General features: G+C 65.6%; 17 protein-coding genes and 4 tRNA genes. 15 read left to right on the top strand and 6 right to left on the bottom strand.

Annotated features, from left to right (window positions below; all coding sequences use genetic code 11):
- Window positions 1-83 precede the first annotated feature (83 nt).
- On the top strand, window positions 84-617 hold the full coding sequence (locus tag D9R08_RS10200; protein WP_121897935.1) for an HU family DNA-binding protein: 534 nt from the start codon (window positions 84-86) through the stop codon (window positions 615-617).
- Between the two features lie 13 nt (window positions 618-630).
- Window positions 631-705 (top strand) — tRNA-Val (locus D9R08_RS10195).
- Window positions 706-816: 111 nt separating this feature from the next.
- On the opposite strand, the gene D9R08_RS10190 is transcribed toward D9R08_RS10195, so the two are convergent.
- Entirely contained in the window at window positions 817-1047 is a 231-nt protein-coding gene (locus D9R08_RS10190; RefSeq protein WP_121897934.1) for a hypothetical protein, read from the bottom strand.
- A 74-nt stretch (window positions 1048-1121) separates the two neighbouring features.
- Here D9R08_RS10190 and soxR point away from each other — a divergent pair, with 74 nt between their 5' ends.
- From soxR to D9R08_RS10155, 7 genes are all read left to right on the top strand, one after another.
- A complete protein-coding gene (soxR, locus tag D9R08_RS10185; RefSeq protein WP_121897933.1) occupies window positions 1122-1595 on the top strand; it encodes a redox-sensitive transcriptional activator SoxR in 474 nt (157 codons plus the stop codon).
- 64 nt (window positions 1596-1659) lie between these two features.
- Entirely contained in the window at window positions 1660-2250 is a 591-nt protein-coding gene (locus tag D9R08_RS10180; RefSeq protein ID WP_121897932.1) for a histidine phosphatase family protein, read from the top strand.
- A gap of 194 nt (window positions 2251-2444) precedes the next feature.
- Window positions 2445-2520, top strand: a tRNA-Val gene (locus D9R08_RS10175).
- Window positions 2521-2789: 269 nt separating this feature from the next.
- Window positions 2790-3728 (top strand): pirin family protein, encoded by a 939-nt coding sequence (locus D9R08_RS10170; RefSeq protein WP_121897931.1) that lies wholly within the window; start codon window positions 2790-2792, stop codon window positions 3726-3728.
- Window positions 3729-3946: 218 nt separating this feature from the next.
- Window positions 3947-4903 (top strand): DMT family transporter, encoded by a 957-nt coding sequence (locus D9R08_RS10165; protein WP_121898001.1) that lies wholly within the window; start codon window positions 3947-3949, stop codon window positions 4901-4903.
- A 213-nt stretch (window positions 4904-5116) separates the two neighbouring features.
- Window positions 5117-5193, top strand: a tRNA-Asp gene (locus tag D9R08_RS10160).
- 37 nt (window positions 5194-5230) lie between these two features.
- A tRNA-Asp gene (locus tag D9R08_RS10155) sits at window positions 5231-5307 on the top strand.
- A 194-nt stretch (window positions 5308-5501) separates the two neighbouring features.
- Here the strand turns inward: D9R08_RS10155 and mnmA are convergent.
- The gene (mnmA, locus tag D9R08_RS10150) at window positions 5502-6647 is read right to left on the bottom strand and encodes a tRNA 2-thiouridine(34) synthase MnmA (protein ID WP_121897930.1); all 1146 of its coding nucleotides are present in this window, start codon (window positions 6645-6647) and stop codon (window positions 5502-5504) included.
- Between the two features lie 133 nt (window positions 6648-6780).
- Here mnmA and sciP point away from each other — a divergent pair, with 133 nt between their 5' ends.
- The 5 genes from sciP to D9R08_RS19525 all read left to right on the top strand — a co-directional run bounded on the left by sciP (window position 6781) and on the right by D9R08_RS19525 (window position 12587).
- A complete protein-coding gene (gene sciP, locus D9R08_RS10145) occupies window positions 6781-7056 on the top strand; it encodes a CtrA inhibitor SciP (RefSeq protein WP_121897929.1) in 276 nt (91 codons plus the stop codon).
- 118 nt (window positions 7057-7174) lie between these two features.
- Complete coding sequence (gene ctrA, locus D9R08_RS10140) at window positions 7175-7888, top strand: response regulator transcription factor CtrA (RefSeq protein ID WP_121897928.1); 714 nt, start codon at window positions 7175-7177, stop codon at window positions 7886-7888.
- Between the two features lie 98 nt (window positions 7889-7986).
- A complete protein-coding gene (gene ligA / locus D9R08_RS10135; RefSeq protein WP_121897927.1) occupies window positions 7987-10269 on the top strand; it encodes an NAD-dependent DNA ligase LigA in 2283 nt (760 codons plus the stop codon).
- Window positions 10262-12358, top strand: a complete 2097-nt coding sequence (recG, locus tag D9R08_RS10130) for an ATP-dependent DNA helicase RecG (RefSeq protein WP_121897926.1) — start codon at window positions 10262-10264, stop codon at window positions 12356-12358. The genes ligA and recG overlap by 8 nt, the downstream gene beginning before the upstream one ends.
- A 97-nt stretch (window positions 12359-12455) precedes the next feature.
- Complete coding sequence (locus D9R08_RS19525) at window positions 12456-12587, top strand: hypothetical protein (protein ID WP_267898149.1); 132 nt, start codon at window positions 12456-12458, stop codon at window positions 12585-12587.
- Window positions 12588-12807: 220 nt separating this feature from the next.
- Here the strand turns inward: D9R08_RS19525 and D9R08_RS10125 are convergent, their stop codons facing one another.
- On the bottom strand, window positions 12808-13260 hold the full coding sequence (locus D9R08_RS10125; protein ID WP_121897925.1) for an iron-sulfur cluster assembly scaffold protein: 453 nt from the start codon (window positions 13258-13260) through the stop codon (window positions 12808-12810).
- A gap of 68 nt (window positions 13261-13328) precedes the next feature.
- Here D9R08_RS10125 and hisI point away from each other — a divergent pair, with 68 nt between their 5' ends.
- The gene (gene hisI, locus D9R08_RS10120) at window positions 13329-13685 is read left to right on the top strand and encodes a phosphoribosyl-AMP cyclohydrolase (protein WP_121897924.1); all 357 of its coding nucleotides are present in this window, start codon (window positions 13329-13331) and stop codon (window positions 13683-13685) included.
- Between the two features lie 35 nt (window positions 13686-13720).
- Here hisI and gluQRS read toward each other — a convergent pair whose 3' ends face one another.
- Genes gluQRS through trmFO form a run of 3 tightly spaced genes read right to left on the bottom strand, consistent with a single transcriptional unit; the run spans window position 13721 to window position 16615 of the window.
- The gene (gene gluQRS, locus D9R08_RS10115; RefSeq protein ID WP_121897923.1) at window positions 13721-14611 is read right to left on the bottom strand and encodes a tRNA glutamyl-Q(34) synthetase GluQRS; all 891 of its coding nucleotides are present in this window, start codon (window positions 14609-14611) and stop codon (window positions 13721-13723) included.
- Window positions 14608-15219 carry a class I SAM-dependent DNA methyltransferase gene (locus D9R08_RS10110; RefSeq protein ID WP_121897922.1) on the bottom strand — a complete coding sequence of 204 codons (612 nt, stop codon included), beginning with the start codon at window positions 15217-15219 and terminating at the stop codon, window positions 14608-14610. The genes gluQRS and D9R08_RS10110 overlap by 4 nt, the downstream gene beginning before the upstream one ends.
- Before the next feature lie 22 nt (window positions 15220-15241).
- Window positions 15242-16615, bottom strand: a complete 1374-nt coding sequence (gene trmFO, locus D9R08_RS10105; RefSeq protein ID WP_121897921.1) for a methylenetetrahydrofolate--tRNA-(uracil(54)-C(5))-methyltransferase (FADH(2)-oxidizing) TrmFO — start codon at window positions 16613-16615, stop codon at window positions 15242-15244.
- Window positions 16616-16631 lie beyond the last annotated feature (16 nt).

The following is a 16631-nucleotide window of genomic DNA, read 5'->3' as shown; positions in this document are numbered from 1 at the left end:
TTGTCCCGGTTGTTCTTTTGACGGCTGTGCAAAGGACCGCTAGGCTGTTTCCTGAGTTGCAACAATGAACAGGGGGCCAGCTCATGGCCACGAGCAGCAAGCCACGCAAGTCCACACCCGCAGGGCGGCGGCGCACGAAAACCGCAAGATCCGCACCGAAGGGCCCCGCAGCCGCGGCTGTCCCCGCGGCGGAGACGGAGGCCGAGCCCCCTGCGCATAATGTGGCGTACAACGCGACGCGGGGTGCGGCGGGGGCAGCGGCAGACGCCACTGCCGTGGCCGAAGCGCCCCCTGAGGCCGAGCCGGTCGCGGAGGAGGCCGGTGCGGAAACCGGCGCCGGAGGGACAGGCAGCGAGAAGTTCAAGCGCGGCGATCTGCTTGCGGCGGTCGCGGCCCGCTCCGCGATGAAGCGGAGCGATTTGCGGATCGTGGTGGAACTGGTCCTTGAAGAGCTTGGCAAGGCGCTCGACAGCGGCAAGGATTTGGTCGTGCCGCCCCTTGGAAAGGTCAATGTCAAACGCCGCAATCCGGCGAGGAACGGCGATGTTCTGATCACCCGGATCAAGCGGCATCAGTCGTCGCCGGAAGGTCTTGCGGACCCGGGCGAGGATGGCTAAAAGCCCGCCCTACGGGTGATTAGCTCAGTGGTAGAGCGCTTCGTTCACATCGAAGATGTCGGGAGTTCAAATCTCTCATCACCCACCACGCCTTCCTTTTGTCTTGCTGCCGGGTTCCGCGCGGACCGGGTGTGCGCGTTTGCCGGTGTCCCGCCGGCGCGTGGGTAATGACTTGGGGAGAGGCGCGCCTGTCCGGCGGTCAGCGAAGCTCTCCTATTCTGGCGAGCGGATCGGGGCTTGCCGGGGCACCCGAAGCCTCCGGCAGGCCGATATCGCGGGCCAGATGGGGATCGGTCATCGCCCGGTCGAAGGCGCGGGCCTGTCGGCGGTGATCCGCCGCGCGGAGAAGTGCCTTGAGCATCAGCGACAGAAAACCCGGAAAGCGAATTTTTGGGTAAGGGGGTGCGGTGCGGGTGATCGGGCGGTCCATGGGCAGTCTCCTCTTGGCGAATCGTCTCAATAGGGTCACGCTACGACCTCAAGTGAACTTGAGGTAAAGCGGAAATGTCGGCGATTGCGAAGGATCTGAGTGTGGGGGCCATGGCGGCACGGGCGGGGGTCGCGGTCTCGACGCTCCATTACTATGAGGCGGAGGGGCTGATCAGCTCATGGCGGAACAGCGCCAATCATCGCCGCTACGACCGGCGGGAGCTGCGCCGGGTGGCTATCATCCGCGCGGCGCAATCGGTGGGCGTGCCGCTGTCGGAAATCAGGATCGTGCTGGATGCGGTGCCGCCCAATTCGGTTGTCACTGCCGCGGACTGGGCCCGCGCGGCCGAGCCATGGGCGGCGCGGCTGGATGCGCAGATCGAGACCCTGCAGCGATTGCGCAAGCAGATGACATCCTGCATCGGCTGTGGCTGCCTGTCGCTGGAGACCTGCCCGCTTTACAATCCCCGGGATACGCTTGCCGCCAACGGGCCGGGCGCGAGACGCTGGAACGGCGCGCCGGAGGAGCGGAGCACGCTGGAGAGCTGAGGCGCACCGGCGCGCGCGCCCGTCGGCTTGCGCCCGCCTGCGTCCCGGCCTAAGGGCTGCGCCCATGTATCCGGTCTATATCCTGCGCCATGGCGAGACGACCTGGAACCTGGAACGCCGGGTTCAGGGCAGGCTTGATGCGCAATTGACCGACAGGGGCCGTGCCCAGGCTGCGGCCCAGGGCCGGATCGTGGCGGAGATTTCGGCCGCCTATCCGGATTTGACGGTCCATTGCAGCCCGCAGGGCCGGGCCCGCACCACATGGGAGATCGCGGCGCGGTGCTGTGGCCATGAGGGTCCGGTGCGCTTCGATGAGCGCCTCTCGGAAGTGGATATGGGCGCCTGGCAGGGGCTGACCCATGAGGAGATCGCGCCCCGCTGGCCCGGGATCTATACCGCCCATGACACCGTGTTCGCCCTGTCCCTGAACACACCCGGCGGGGAGCGCTATGCCAACCTTGCCGCCCGCGTCTCCGGCTTTCTGGGAGATTTGTCCGGTCCCGCGCTGGTGGTGACCCATGGCATCACGTCATCGGTGCTGCGCGGGCAGCTTCTGGGGCTGGAGTTCGATGAGATGGCCTGGCTGGATCACGAGCAAGGCGTGGTCTTCGCAATCGAGAATGGCTTGGAGACGGTTCTGCGCCCGATCCCCTGAGCGGTGCGGGGCGGTCTTCGCGCATTGGGGGCATGTCGGGGGGAGGGCCATGAGCTGCCCCGGCGCGGCATGCGATCATGCGGTGGAGGTCTCCGGATTCCGCCACGATCTGCCGGTGCATCCGCCAAAGGGAACCCAACGGGATGAAACCGCGCTTGCGTCCGCCCCCGGCTATTTGCTAGAGCGGCGCGGGCGGGTGATTAGCTCAGTTGGTAGAGCGCTTCGTTTACACCGAAGATGTCGGGAGTTCGAGTCTCTCATCACCCACCATGTCCTTTCCAAAACTTGCCGGGCCACCCTCTGTCCCACGCGGACTGTGTGTCCGGTCGAAAGGCCCGCGTGAGGCTCGAAGCAGACCGGCACGGGGGCGGGTTTCCTGGCGGTCTATCCAGATATCAGCAATTTCGCATAGATTTTGGGGAGAGTCATACATTTCGTGCGCAAATGCACATTATCTGTGGGGGGAACACCCTGCCCAAGGCTCGCCGGAGACCCTACCTTTCCTGCAACGCGAACTGCCTGAGAAGGAGGCCCCCGAGATGAGCTGGAACCCCGCCCTTGACCCTGAGTGCCCCACCGGGGACGGTGTCGACGCAATCGAAACCGTGATTGTCCCGCGCGCGCGGGATCTGGGGGATTTCGAAGTCCGCCGGGCCTTGCCGGCGCCGAAACGCCAGATGGTCGGCCCGTTCATATTCTTCGACCAGATGGGCCCGGCAGAGTTCGTGACCGGACAGGGGGTGGATATCCGCCCGCATCCGCATATCGGGCTGGCGACGGTCACCTATCTCTATCAGGGCAAGTTCCACCACCGTGACAGCCTCGGGACGGATCAGTGGATCGAACCCGGCGCGGTGAACCTGATGACCGCAGGCCACGGGATCACCCATTCCGAACGGATCGACGAGGAGATGCTCAAGGCGCCCTATACGCTGGCCGGCATCCAGACATGGATCGCGCTGCCGAAGGGGGCCGAGGATGGCGCGCCGGCCTTCGTGCATGCGGGCAAATCCGAACTGCCGATGATGGAGGGTGAGGGCAAGGAGCTGCGTCTGATCCTGGGCCATGCCTATGGCCAGCGCGCACCGGTCGAAACCGCGTCGGAGATGTTCTATGCGGATGCGGTGTTGCAGCCCGGCGCGACGTTGCCGATGCCCGAGGATCACGAGGATCGCGGGGCCTATGTGGTGTCGGGCGCGGTGGAGATTGCCGGGCAACGGTTCGAGGCCGGGCAGATGATGGTGTTCCGACCCGGGGACCGGGTGTCGATGACGGCGGGTGCGCAGGGCGCGCGGGTGATGATCCTCGGCGGCGAGACACTGGAGGGCCCGCGCTATATCTGGTGGAACTTCGTCGCGTCCTCGAAAGAGCGGATCGACGAGGCGAAAGAGGCATGGCGGCAGGGCGACTGGCAGCATGGCCGGTTCCAGTTGCCGCCGGGCGATGATGAGGAGTTCATCCCCTTGCCGAGCCGGTAGGGCGTTGCGCGCCATGAGGCGTCGGGGTTCCGGGCGCGGCGCTTGCCGGTCTCCGGAAGACCGTCGCCCTGCGCGCGGGATCCGCCGGGGCGAAACTCCATGACCCCGCGCCGCCGGTTTCACGGACCAGGGCAGGGCGCGGGGCGACATCGCCGCGCGGCGCTGGCGCCGGCGCGGGTATCGGTGTAGCCCGGGTGGTGACGACGAGAGGGGTGCGGATGCTGAGCGCGGATCAGGACAGGGGGATCGGGCCGGGCCAGGTGGCGATCGGCCTGATCCTGGTGGCGATGCTGTTCATCTCGGTCAACGACATGATCATCAAGCTTCTGTCCGAGGACTTCCCGCTGCATCAGATGGTTTTCATCCGGTCGGCCATCGGGCTGTGCATGGCGTTGGCCTTCGTGCGGATGGAGGGCGGCTTTCACCTGCTCAGGACGCGCAGGCCGGGGCTGCATCTGCTGCGCGCCTCGCTGATCGTGTTCGCCAACATGACCTTTTTCGCGGCCCTTGCGGTGATGCCCCTTGGCACGGCGACGGCGCTTTTCTTCATCGCGCCGCTTTGCATCACGTTGTTGTCGATCCCGGTTCTGGGCGAAACGGTGGGCCCGCGCCGGTTGGGCGCTGTTCTGGTGGGGTTTCTGGGGGTCGTCGTGATGATGCGCCCGTGGGCCGACGCCGGCGAAGGGATCGGATGGGCCGCGGCCCTGCCGCTTCTGGCGGCTCTGGGCTATGCGGGCATGCAGGTTCTGACGCGCAAGCTGGGCGCGGGATCGAGCGCGGCGGCGATGTCGGTCTACATCCATCTGGCGTTTCTGTCCGTGGGGGCTGGGTTTTTCCTCGTCGCGGGTGATGGGCGTTTCGCGGACGGGGTGAGCAATGAAAGCCTGGTGTTCCTGCTGCGGGCCTGGGTCTGGCCGGAGAGTGAGGAGATCTGGCTTTTCGTGATGATCGGCGTTCTGGGCGGCTGCATCGGCTATGCCCTGAGCCAGTCCTACCGGCTGGGAGATCCGGCAACCATCGCGCCGTTTGAATATGCGGCCCTGCCGATGGCGATTTTCTGGGGCTGGATGGTCTTCGGTGAGGTGCCGGAGGCCCATGTCTGGGCGGGTATCGTCCTGATCGCGGTGGCGGGGCTTTACGTGTTCTGGCGCGAACGGAAGCTCGGCAGGCGGTAGATGCCGCCTTTTTCGGGCCGGGCGGGGCGCGCAAACCGGCCGCGCCCGCAGGTCCGATCCGGCGGCCGGGCGCTTCCGTTTCGCCTGACGGCCGCGATGGCCTAAACCTTGGATCGATGCGGGGCGTTTTTGCACCTCTGCCCGCTTGACGGGGCGCAAAGCACAGCATAGACCACGCGTCACGCCACGGGCCTTTGGTCCGGCGGATGGTGAGCGGTTGTAGCTCAGTTGGTTAGAGTACCGGCCTGTCACGCCGGGGGTCGCGGGTTCGAGCCCCGTCAACCGCGCCACCACCATCCCGCCCGGTCAGGGGCCGTCGCGTCACGCGCGGTTGTAGCTCAGTTGGTTAGAGTACCGGCCTGTCACGCCGGGGGTCGCGGGTTCGAGCCCCGTCAACCGCGCCACGTTTCCCCCACTCGACACACCCCTTCAGTGCCGGCCTGTTCCCGGCCCCATGGGCCGCCTTTTACATTTGCTGCGGGCCATGCGGCGGCTTGGTATGTGGCCACGCTCAGGTGTGGGGATTGCATGAGATTAGCGGCCAGCCGGTTCTCGCGCCCGGGTATGGCGATGTCTTTCACACGTGCGAGGCAGGTGCCTAGCCGCGCCAGATCCAGCCGCCGCCGAAGATGCGGGAACCTTCGGACGCATAGAAGACGCAGGCCTGCCCGGGGCTGACGCCCTGCTCTGGCGTGAGCAGTTCGACCTCCGCCTCGGTTTCCGATAGCGGGCGCAGGATCGCTTCCCGCGGGGGGCGGGTGGAGCGGATCTTGACGCCCAAATGCCACTCCCGCTGCGAGGTGAAGGGCGTGTCGCCCAGCCAGTTGATTTCCCGCACGGGGATGGTTCGGGTGGAGAGCGCGTCTTTCGGGCCGACGATCACGCGGCGCGTGTCCGGGTCCAGTTTGACCACGTAAAGCGGATCGGCCAGACCGCCGAGGCCAAGACCGCGCCGTTGCCCGATGGTGTAGTGGATGACGCCCGTGTGCCGGCCCAGAACCCGGCCCTCCATATCGACGATATCGCCGGGCTCACCCGCGCCGGGGCGCAGTTTCTCGATCACCGCGGCGTAGTCGCCGTTGGGCACAAAGCAGATGTCCTGGCTGTCGGGCTTGTCGGCCACGCTGAGCCCGTATCGCGCGGCCAGCGCCCGCGTCTCGGCCTTGGAGGCAAGATGGCCGAGGGGAAAGCGCAGATAATCGAGTTGTTCCGGCGTGGTGGAGAACAGGAAATAGGATTGATCGCGCGCGGCATCGGCGGCGGAATGCAGCTCGGGCCCGGCGGGACCCATCTTGCGCTGGATGTAATGGCCCGTGGCCATGCAATCGGCATCCAGATCCTTCGCGGTTTCCAGCAGATCCTTGAATTTCACCCGCTCGTTGCAGCGGATGCAGGGCACCGGCGTGGCGCCGGCCAGATAGCTGTCGGCAAATTCGTCGATCACCGCCTCGCGGAAGGTGTTTTCGTAATCCAGCACGTAATGCGGAAAGCCCATCTCCTCCGCGACGCGGCGCGCATCGTGAATGTCGCGTCCCGCGCAGCAGGCGCCTTTCTTGGCCAGCGCCGCGCCGTGGTCGTAAAGCTGCAGCGTCACGCCGACCACGTCATAGCCTTCCTCCGCCAGTTGTGCGGCCACGACGGAACTGTCGACCCCGCCCGACATGGCGACGACGACGCGGGTATCCGCGGGGGCTTTTGGCAGACCGAGCGAGTTCAGCTCGGACGGGGGCGTGTCGAGAGGCATGGGTGCGGGCTCCGATCGGCGGGTTAGGGCGCAATATAGGAAAATGCATCCTATCCACAAGGCTGCCGCTTACCCCTCTTTAAGCAGTTTCGGGCAAATCTGCCATGGAATACGAGGTGAGAGAGGACCCGTGATGTATATCCGACGCATAAAGGGGCCGCATGCGGTGACCCTGCCAGACGGTACGCAGATGACCCGCGCCGATTTGCCGAGCCCCACGACACGCCGCTGGGTGGCCAGTCGCAAGGCCGCCGTGGTGCGCGCGGTGGAGCATGGGCTGATTTCCGCCACGGAAGCGATGGACATTTGGACCTTGTCCGAAGAAGAGTTAACCTCTTGGAAGGAGGCGGTTGCCAATCACGGAGAAGCTGCGCTGCGTGCCACGGCGTTGCAACGTTACCGTCAGTAACCGGATTCAGGCGGCATCAATTGTCATTACCGTGCGGAACTATTTAACAAGGTAACTTGTAATTAACCATTTCGCCTCAGGGTAGTGCCAACGCCGGATTGAGAATCGGAGAGAGTTGATGCGCGTTCTGTTGGTCGAAGACGATCCCACCACTTCAAAAAGCATCGAAATGATGCTGAGCCACGCCAATCTGAACGTCTATTCGACGGATCTGGGCGAGGAAGGGATCGATCTTGCGAAGCTTTATGATTACGATTTGATCCTTCTTGATCTGAACCTGCCCGACATGACCGGTCATGAGGTTTTGCGCCAGTTGCGTCTGGCGCGGATCGATACGCCGATCCTGATCCTTTCGGGGGCGGACGACACGGAAAACAAGCTGAAAGGCTTCGGGTTCGGGGCCGATGACTATCTTACCAAACCCTTCCATCGCGAAGAGCTGGTGGCCCGGATCCATGCGATCATCCGGCGCTCCAAGGGCCATGCGCAATCGGTGATCAAGACCGGCGAGATCTCGGTGAACCTGGATGCCAAGACGGTGGATGTGCAGGGCCGCACGGTGCATCTGACTGGCAAGGAATACCAGATGCTGGAACTGCTGAGCCTGCGCAAGGGCACGACGCTGACCAAGGAGATGTTTCTGAATCATCTTTACGGCGGCATGGACGAACCGGAACTGAAGATCATCGACGTGTTTATCTGCAAGTTGCGCAAGAAGCTGAGCGAAGCGACCGGCGGCGACAATCATATCGAAACGGTCTGGGGCCGCGGCTATGTGCTGCGTGACCCGCAGCCTGAGCTCGGCAAGGAAGAGATTGCCGCCAGCGCCTGACCGCGGCCGGCGTCCCGCGCATGCGATCGCGGGCTGGACCTGAGGGCGGCCGCCTCCTATCACTTTGACAGTGATTGCGGGCGGGGGACCAGCGGCGAATGAGTGACCTCTCGACAGGGCCGGACAGTGTAAAAGGCGTCTCCAGATCCGAGGCGGAAGCGCGGCTGGCGGAGTTGGCGGCGCGTCTCGCCGCGGCCAACACGGCCTATCACCAGAACGACGCCCCTGAGATCAGCGACGCGGAATATGACGCGCTGAAACGGGAAAACGCCGCTTTGGAAGCGGCCTTTCCCGAGTTGAAACGCGCGGACAGCCCCTCCGACCAGGTCGGCGCGGCCCCGTCCGAGGGGTTTTCCAAGATCGCCCATGCCGAGCGGATGCTGTCGCTCGGCAATGCCTTCGATGCGGAGGATGTGGGCGAGTTCGTGAGCTTCATCCGCCGCTATCTGGGACTTGACGACACCGCGCCGCTCGCCTTCACGGCGGAGCCCAAGATCGACGGGCTGTCCCTGTCGCTGCGCTACGAAGACGGCTCCCTCGTGCAGGCCGCCACCCGGGGCGATGGCGCCGTCGGCGAAAACGTGACCGCAAATGCCCGCACCATTGCCGATATCCCCGAAACCCTGCCCGATGCGCCGGAGCTTCTGGAGGTGCGCGGGGAGGTCTATATGAGCCATGAGGATTTCGCCGCGCTGAATGCGCGCCAGACGGAGGCGGGCGAGAAGAGTTTCGCCAATCCGCGCAACGCGGCGGCGGGATCCTTGCGCCAACTGGATCCGGCGATCACCCGGGCCCGGCCGTTGCGCTTTTTCGCCTATGCCTGGGGGCAGGTCTCCGAGCCGCTTGCCGAGACGCAGACCGGTGCGATCGCGCGGCTGAAGGCGCTGGGCTTCCAGACGAACGATCTGACCCGCCGCTGCGACAGCACCGAGGAGTTGCTGGCCCATTACGCGGCGATCGAACAGGCGCGCGCGACGCTTGGCTATGACATCGACGGGGTCGTCTACAAACTGGACGATCTGGAGTTGCAGCGCCGCCTAGGGGTCCGGTCGACCACGCCGCGATGGGCGATTGCCCATAAATTCCCCGCCGAACTTGCATGGACCCGACTGGAGAAGATCGAGATCCAAGTCGGCCGCACCGGCGCGCTGTCGCCGGTTGCGCGATTGACGCCGGTGACGGTCGGCGGTGTGGTCGTGTCCAATGCGACGCTTCACAACGAGGATTACATCGCCGGGCGCGATGCGCGCGGCAAGCCGATCCGCGACGGAAAGGACATCCGCGAAGGGGATTGGGTTCAGGTCTACCGCGCCGGCGACGTGATCCCGAAAGTCGCCGATGTCGATCTGTCGAAACGGCCCGATGGCGTGGCGCCTTATGACTTCCCCAAACTGTGCCCGAGATGTGGCTCGGACGCGGTCCGTGAGGAGGGTGACGCGGTGCGCCGCTGCACCGGGGGCCTGATCTGTCCGGCGCAGGCCGTTGAAAAACTGAAGCATTTCGTGTCTCGCGCGGCCTTTGACATCGAGGGACTGGGTGCGAAGCAGGTGGAGCAGTTCCACCAGGACGGCTGGATCGCGGAACCTGCGGACATCTTCGAGCTTGAGGCGCGGTTCGGAAGCGGCCTGCAACAGCTCAGGAACCGCGAGGGCTGGGGCGAGACATCGGCCGGCAATCTGTTCGCGGCGATCCGCGACAAGCGCCGTATCCCGCTGGCGCGGCTGATCTTTTCGCTTGGTATTCGCCATGTGGGCGAGGTGGCGGCCGCGGATCTGGCGCGGCATTACGTGAGCTGGGATGCGTTCCTGACCGCCGTCGATGCCGCCGGGCCGGCCGCCGATTGCCAGCGCGCGGCCGAAGAGGCGGTTCTGGCGGAACGCCGGCAGGCCGAAGCGGAGGGGCGTCGCGCCAATCTGGCTGCCAACCGCACCGCCATGTGGGACGGGCTGGACCCGGCGGCCCGGGAGGCGTGGGACGATCTGGTGGGCATCGACGGGATCGGCCCGACCGTTGCCGTGTCGCTGGCCACCACCTTTCAGCAGGCCCGGGAGCGGGCGTCGATCATACGGCTGGTCGCGCATCTTGAGATCGAGGATATGGAGATCCGGGATGCCGCCGCCAGCCCGGTGGCTGGCAAGACCGTCGTCTTCACCGGGACGCTGGAAAAGATGACCCGCGCCGAGGCCAAGGCGCGGGCGGAGGCCCTGGGCGCGAAGGTCGCCGGCTCGGTTTCCGCCAGGACGGATCTGCTTGTCGCGGGCCCGGGGGCGGGATCGAAAGCCAGGAAGGCCGCCGATCTGGGTATCGAGACGATCGACGAGGATGGCTGGCTGGCGCTGATCGGCGAGGGCGGGGGCCGGGCGGCGCGCGGCGATGCCTGAGGAGCGCGGCAGGCCCGAGATCCTGTTCCCGCTTTTCGCGGGTCTGGAGACCCTTGAGGGTATCGGCCCCAAAACCGCAAAGCATTACAGCGGCCTGCATATCGAAACGCCCAAGGATCTGTTGCTGACCCTGCCGGTGGGCGGGATAGACCGCAGCCGCAAACGCACGATCCGCGAGGTGGATCTGCCGGGGATGGCGACGGTGGAGGTGACGGTCGGGCGGCACCGGAAACCGGCCGGCCGGGGGCCCTATCGGGTGGAGGTGAGCGACGCGGAGACCGTGTTTCAGCTCGTTTTCTTCCACGTCAAGGGCGATTACCTGGAGCGGATCCTGCCCACCGGCAGCCGGCGGGTGGTTTCGGGCCGGGTCGAGTTGTTCGACGGCGTCGCGCAAATGGCGCATCCGGACCATATCGTGCCACCGGAAGAGGCGGCGCAGATCCCCGGCTTCGAACCGGTCTATCCGCTGACGGCGGGTGTGACGCAGAAGGGAATGGCAAGGGCCGTGGCCTCGGCCCTGCCGAGGGCGCCGTATCTGGGTGAATGGATCGACCTGGAATTGCTGAAGCGCAAGGGGTGGCCGGCCTGGCCCGACGCGCTGGAGCAGGCCCATAATCCGAAGGGGCCGGAGGATGTGTCGCGCAGCGCCAAGGCGCGGGAGCGGCTGGCCTATGACGAACTGCTGGCCCATCAGATGACGCTGGGGCTGGCGCGTCTGTCGGTGCGCAAGGCGAAGGGCTTCGCCTCTGTCGGGGATGGCGGTTTGCGCCAGAAAGTGCTGGATCACCTGCCGTTCAGCCCGACCGGGGCGCAGTTGCGCGCGATAGACGAGATCGCGGCGGATATGGGCGCGCCGGTCAGGATGAGTCGCCTGCTGCAGGGCGATGTGGGCGCGGGCAAGACGCTGGTCGCGCTGATGGCGCTGCTGATCGCGGTGGAGGCGGGCGGGCAGGGCGTGATGATGGCGCCCACCTCGATCCTCGCGGGGCAGCATTATGCCAATCTGAAAACGCTGGCGGAAACAGCGGGCGTGGTGATCGAGATGCTGACCGGGGCGGACAAGGGCGCCGAACGGCGCGCGAAGCTGGCAGCCTTGGCGCGGGGCGATATCCAGATTCTGGTGGGCACCCATGCGGTGTTTCAGGAAGATGTTGAGTTTGCCGATCTGAGACTGGCGATCGTGGATGAACAGCACCGGTTCGGTGTGCGCGAACGCATCCGGCTGAGCCGCAAGGGGCGGGCGGCGGACATGCTGGTGATGACGGCGACGCCGATCCCGCGCACCCTGAGCCTTGCGCAATATGGCGACATGGATATCAGCGTTTTGGACGAAAAACCGCCCGGCCGGACCCCGGTAAAGACCGCGCTGATTTCGGCCGCGCGGATCGCCGAGGTGGTACAGCATCTGCGCGATGCGGTCGCCGACGGACGCCAGGCCTATTGGGTCTGCCCGCTGGTGGAGGAGAGCGAGGTATACGAGGCGACGGCGGCCGAGGAGCGGTTCAAGACGCTGCGGGCGGAGCTGGGCGAGGGGGTGGTGGGCCTTGTTCACGGGCAAATGCCGCCCGCCGAGAAAACCCGCGCGATGGAGGATTTTCAGGCCGGCCGCACCCGCGTTCTGGTGGCGACCACTGTGATCGAAGTGGGGGTGGATGTGCCCAATGCCTCGATCATGGTGATCGAACAGGCGGAGATTTTCGGCTTGGCACAGCTACATCAGTTGCGCGGGCGTGTGGGCCGGGGGGCGGCGGCCTCCACCTGTCTTCTGATGTATCGCAGCCCCTTGGGCGAGAGCGCGAAGCGGCGGCTGAGCGTGTTGCGCGAAACCGAGGACGGCTTCCGGATCGCGGAGGAGGATCTTGCGATACGCGGGGCGGGCGACCTGATCGGCACGGCGCAATCGGGGCTGCCCCGGTTCCGGGTAGCCGATCTGGAAAGCCAGACCGCATTGATGGCGATCGCGCAAAGCGATGCGCGCGCGCTTCTGGAGCGCGACCCGGTTCTGAAAAGCCCGCGCGGCCAGTCGACGCGCGTGCTGCTGTGGCTGCTGGAGCAGGACAAAGCGATTCGCCTGATTTCAGTCGGTTAATCACTTAAATCGTCTTTTGTTCGCGTATGTTCTCAAAAAGTTCTTTACAGGGCGGCCGGAAAATGAGAACAAAGGGTCAACAAAAGGTTGAGACAGGATGAACGACATGATCACCCAAGCCGCCCGTATCCTCGCCCGATCCCGTGACACGCTGCTTTATGACAGCATTGGTGTGTTGCTTCTGGCCGGTCTGACGGTGGGCCTGTTTCACCTGCCTGGACTGATCTGAGCTTTCCCGAGACTGCCTGCGGTCTGTCAGAGGCCGATGCCGCGCGTGATATCCCCATCTGCGCCCGGCTCAACTGCCTGACGGATGTGCTTTTTCCCTGGAGCGACATCCCCGGCCCTGACCATGAGACACGCATCCTCCGCCGCCCCCGTTGCCCCGGGGTGCGGCGGTTTTTTTGCATATGCAAGAGAGTTACGCGGAGACGCTCCTCCGCAGAGGCTCAGGCGCAATGCGCCTGTTGCGCCTCCGCCATGGCCTGAAGCGTGGCTTCCAGCGACAGCATGATCGAGGCGTGGCGGTTCTTGTAATCGCGGGCGGGCTCCAGCACCTCATAGCCCGAAAAAGGCGGGCCAGGGGGCGGGCCGTTTTCCTTCAGCATGGCTTTGAGCGCATCGCGCGCAGCCTGCACCTCGACCTGATTTCGGCCAAGAATGTTCTGCGCCAACAGGGCGGCGGAGGCCTGTCCGAGGGCGCAGGCTTTCACGTCCTGACCAAAGCGCGTGATCCGGCCGTCTTCCACATCCAGATCCACCGTCACCGTCGAGCCGCAGAGCGGCGCGCGCTTCTTGACGCTGGCCATGGGGGAGGCCAGCCGCTCCGCATGAGGAATGTCGGCGGCCAGCGCCAGAATGCGTTGCGAATAGAGCTTGATGAGGTCGGTTTCGGCGGTCATGGCGTTGCTTTCGTACCTGTCATGCCTATAGGTAGCGGCGCCCGTCCGATTTGCAAAGAGGTGCGACGATGCGGTTTGACCCTGCCACGCTGAGCTACAATTCCGACGGGCTTGTGCCCGTGATCGCGCAGGAGGCGGAGACGGGCGAGGTTCTGATGCTGGCCTGGATGAATGCCGAAGCGGTGGCGCGGACGCTGGCGACGGACCGCGTGACCTATTGGTCGCGGTCGCGGCAGGCGTTCTGGATAAAAGGCGAAACCAGCGGGCATGTGCAGCATCTGGTGGAGATGCGGGTGGATTGCGACCGTGACGCGCTGCTGGTGCTGGTGCGGCAGGAGGGGCCGGCCTGTCATACCAACCGGCGGGTTTGCTTCTACACTGCGGTGCGGGATGGCGACGAGCTGGAGCTGATGGCGCCGGATTGAGGCGTGGAGATCATTTTTACCACAAGGCTAATATTTTACAGGCCGACCTTCGTGCGGATATCCTGCGGCGTGGCGCCCTCGTCACGATAGGTTCGGATCGCGCGCGCGTCGTCGCGTTTGGCCAGCCGCCTGCCCTGATCGTCGCGGATCAGCCGGTGGTGATGATAGACCGGCGTCGGCAGATCCAGCAGCCGTTGCAGCAGGGCATGGATCGCGGTTGCGTCGAACAGGTCTTCGCCGCGCACCACATGGGTGATGGCCTGGGCGGCGTCGTCCAGCACGACCGCGAGATGATAGGAGCCGATGAAATCCTTGCGGGAGAGGACGATATCGCCAGCCAGCACCGTCAGATCTTCGGGCGGAAAGGCGATTTGCCCGTGCTGGCCATCGGGGCCGTGCCCGGTTTCCTGAAAGGTTAGATGCGCAGCGCGACCGGTGTGCAGGGCCCGCCGGACCGCCACCGCCATGTTCAGCCGCAGCGCCACGCCTTCGGGGCGCGGGTCCTGGCCAGGGCGCGGTCCCGGTTTGTCGCGGCAGGTGCCGGGGTAGAGGAGGCCATCGGGGCCGGTCAGGGGCGCGGACCCGTCCTGGGGCGCGCTGGCCGCGGCCAGAATGTCACGGCGGTTGCAGGTGCAGGGGTAAAGCAGGCCCGCCTGCCACAGATCGTCAAGGGCGGCGGCGTAGCGTTCCGTGTGGTCCGATTGCCGCCAGACCGGCCTTTCCCAGTCCAGACCGAGCCAGGCCAGATCCTCGTAGATCTGGTCTTCCCATTCCGGTCTGGCGCGGTCGCGGTCGATATCCTCGATCCTGAGCAGGAACGCACCGCCCGCTGCATGGGCCATGTCATGGGCGAGGATCGCCGAATAGGCATGGCCAAGATGCAGGGGGCCGGTGGGTGACGGTGCAAATCTTGTACGGAAGGTCAATTTTTTTCAAGAAGATAGACGGTGGAGTTCATGTCCAGGCCCGGCAGATGCGGCCCGTGTTCCTCGACCAGGATACGGACGGTTCCGGCGGTTTCCCAGCGCGCCACATGATCGGTGAACTCCGGCATCGCCAGGGTATGATCGTTGAACGAAAAGACGAAATAGCCGCCCGGGTCCAGCAGGCCGAGGCAGGTATCGAGGAGGCTGGCCGGGGCCGCGCCGGAGCCGATGACGCCGATCGCGGACACCGCCCGGTAGGCGCCGGTGGGAATGTCGGGCGCACCCTCGGTCGCGGGGAAGAGATGGCGGTAGATGCCGCGCGCGCGGGCCTCCGCCAGCATGCCGGGCGACAGGTCGGTGCCGTCGAGCGTGGTGAAGCCTTCGGCCCGCAGCGCCAGCCCGCCCAGCCCGGTGCCGCAGCCCATGTCGAGGATCGGCGCCTCCGGAGGCAGGCTGCCGGCCTTGAGCGCCGCCGCGCAGCGCGCAGGCGTGGCATAGCCGTTTTCCGCCACCTCGGCATCATAGCTTGCGGCCCATTCGTTGTAATGCGCGCGCACGGCGGGAATGCCTTCGATGCCGTAGGTCTTTTTCAGAAATTTCCCGGTCATGGGCCAAGGCTAGCAGTGCGGGTCAGGCGGCGTCCAGTCGTGTCGCGGCAAGCCAGTCGGTCCAGGCGGCCTTGGCGCGGTCGGTATAGGCCTTATAGCGGTCCTTGCGGCCGCGCCGCCCGCCCTTGAGCCCCTCGACCGGGGGGAAAAGGCCGAAATTCACATTCATCGGCTGGAAGGTCCTGGCCTCGGCCCCGCCGGTGATGTGATGGATCAGAGCCCCCATCGCGGTCACCTGGGGGATCGTGGGTAGCCGCTCGCCGAGGATCTCGGCCGCGGCAAGGCGCCCCGCCAGAAGGCCCATGGCCGCAGATTCCACATAACCTTCCACCCCGGTGATCTGGCCGGCAAAGCGGATATGCGGACGGCTGCGCAGCCGCATCTGGTCGTCCAGAAGCGTGGGGGAGTTGAGGAATGTGTTGCGGTGGATGCCGCCAAGTCGCGCAAACCGAGCATTCTCAAGCCCCGGGATCATTTTAAAAACAGAAGTTTGCGCGCCGTACTTCATCTTGGTCTGAAAGCCGACGATGTTGTAGAGCGTGCCCAGCTTGTTGTCGCGGCGCAGTTGCACGACCGCGTAGGGCTTCACGTCCGGCTGGTGCGGATTGGTCAGGCCGACGGGCTTCATGGGGCCGAAACGCAGCGTTTCCCGGCCCCGCTCGGCCATCACCTCGATCGGCAGGCAGCCGTCGAAATAAGGGGTGGTGTCAGGGGCGGACGACGCCTCGCCGGGCTTGAATTCGGTCTTGTCGGCGGCCAGCAGTGCATCGATGAAGGCCTCGTACTGGTCGCGATCCATCGGGCAGTTGAGATAGGCGGTGCGCTCCTCCTCCGTTTCGCCCTTGTCGTAGCGGGACTGCATCCAGGCCTTGGACATGTCGATCGAGTCGAAATAGAGGATCGGCGCGATGGCGTCGAAGAAGGCAAGGCTGTCCTGCCCGGTTTCCGCGGCGATGGCGCCGGCGAGCGCGCCGGAGGTGAGCGGGCCGGTGGCCACGATGGTCGGGCCGGAGGCGGGCAGCGTGGTGACCTCTTCCTGCGAGAGGGTGACGAGGGGATGGGCGCGCAGCCGCTCGGTGACGGCGGCGGCAAACGGCTCCCGGTCGACGGCGAGCGCGCCACCCGCGGGCAGGCGGTGCCGGTCCGCCATCTCCATGATCAGCCCGCCCGCGGCGCGCATTTCCCAATGCAGCAGACCGACGGCGTTTTGCTCGCTGTCATCGGAGCGGAAAGAGTTGGAACAGACCATTTCGGCCAGATCGCCGGTTCGATGGGCAAAGGTGCCGGTCCTGGGGCGCATTTCATGCAAGATGACGGGCACGCCGCGCTGACTGGCCTGCCAGGCGGCTTCGGATCCGGCCATGCCGCCGCCGATGATATGCAAGGATTGGGTCATGGCCCGGGATGTAGCG

The organism is Rhodophyticola porphyridii (genome assembly GCF_003688285.1).
Taxonomy (GTDB): domain Bacteria; phylum Pseudomonadota; class Alphaproteobacteria; order Rhodobacterales; family Rhodobacteraceae; genus Rhodophyticola; species Rhodophyticola porphyridii.
The sequence above is the reverse complement of the archived record's forward strand: the minus strand, read 5'-3'. Positions and strand labels throughout refer to the sequence as shown.

What these genes read in the sequence shown, in the direction of transcription:
- D9R08_RS10200 (WP_121897935.1), top strand. Translation starts at nt 84, where the DNA reads ATGGCCACGAGCAGCAAGCCACGCAAGTCCACACCCGCAGGGCGGCGG.
- D9R08_RS10190 (WP_121897934.1), bottom strand. Translation starts at nt 1,047, where the DNA reads ATGGACCGCCCGATCACCCGCACCGCACCCCCTTACCCAAAAATTCGC.
- soxR (WP_121897933.1), top strand. Translation starts at nt 1,122, where the DNA reads ATGTCGGCGATTGCGAAGGATCTGAGTGTGGGGGCCATGGCGGCACGG.
- D9R08_RS10180 (WP_121897932.1), top strand. Translation starts at nt 1,660, where the DNA reads ATGTATCCGGTCTATATCCTGCGCCATGGCGAGACGACCTGGAACCTG.
- D9R08_RS10170 (WP_121897931.1), top strand. Translation starts at nt 2,790, where the DNA reads ATGAGCTGGAACCCCGCCCTTGACCCTGAGTGCCCCACCGGGGACGGT.
- D9R08_RS10165 (WP_121898001.1), top strand. Translation starts at nt 3,947, where the DNA reads ATGCTGAGCGCGGATCAGGACAGGGGGATCGGGCCGGGCCAGGTGGCG.
- mnmA (WP_121897930.1), bottom strand. Translation starts at nt 6,647, where the DNA reads ATGCCTCTCGACACGCCCCCGTCCGAGCTGAACTCGCTCGGTCTGCCA.
- sciP (WP_121897929.1), top strand. Translation starts at nt 6,781, where the DNA reads ATGTATATCCGACGCATAAAGGGGCCGCATGCGGTGACCCTGCCAGAC.
- ctrA (WP_121897928.1), top strand. Translation starts at nt 7,175, where the DNA reads ATGCGCGTTCTGTTGGTCGAAGACGATCCCACCACTTCAAAAAGCATC.
- ligA (WP_121897927.1), top strand. Translation starts at nt 7,987, where the DNA reads ATGAGTGACCTCTCGACAGGGCCGGACAGTGTAAAAGGCGTCTCCAGA.
- recG (WP_121897926.1), top strand. Translation starts at nt 10,262, where the DNA reads ATGCCTGAGGAGCGCGGCAGGCCCGAGATCCTGTTCCCGCTTTTCGCG.
- D9R08_RS19525 (WP_267898149.1), top strand. Translation starts at nt 12,456, where the DNA reads ATGAACGACATGATCACCCAAGCCGCCCGTATCCTCGCCCGATCCCGT.
- D9R08_RS10125 (WP_121897925.1), bottom strand. Translation starts at nt 13,260, where the DNA reads ATGACCGCCGAAACCGACCTCATCAAGCTCTATTCGCAACGCATTCTG.
- hisI (WP_121897924.1), top strand. Translation starts at nt 13,329, where the DNA reads ATGCGGTTTGACCCTGCCACGCTGAGCTACAATTCCGACGGGCTTGTG.
- D9R08_RS10110 (WP_121897922.1), bottom strand. Translation starts at nt 15,219, where the DNA reads ATGACCGGGAAATTTCTGAAAAAGACCTACGGCATCGAAGGCATTCCC.
- trmFO (WP_121897921.1), bottom strand. Translation starts at nt 16,615, where the DNA reads ATGACCCAATCCTTGCATATCATCGGCGGCGGCATGGCCGGATCCGAA.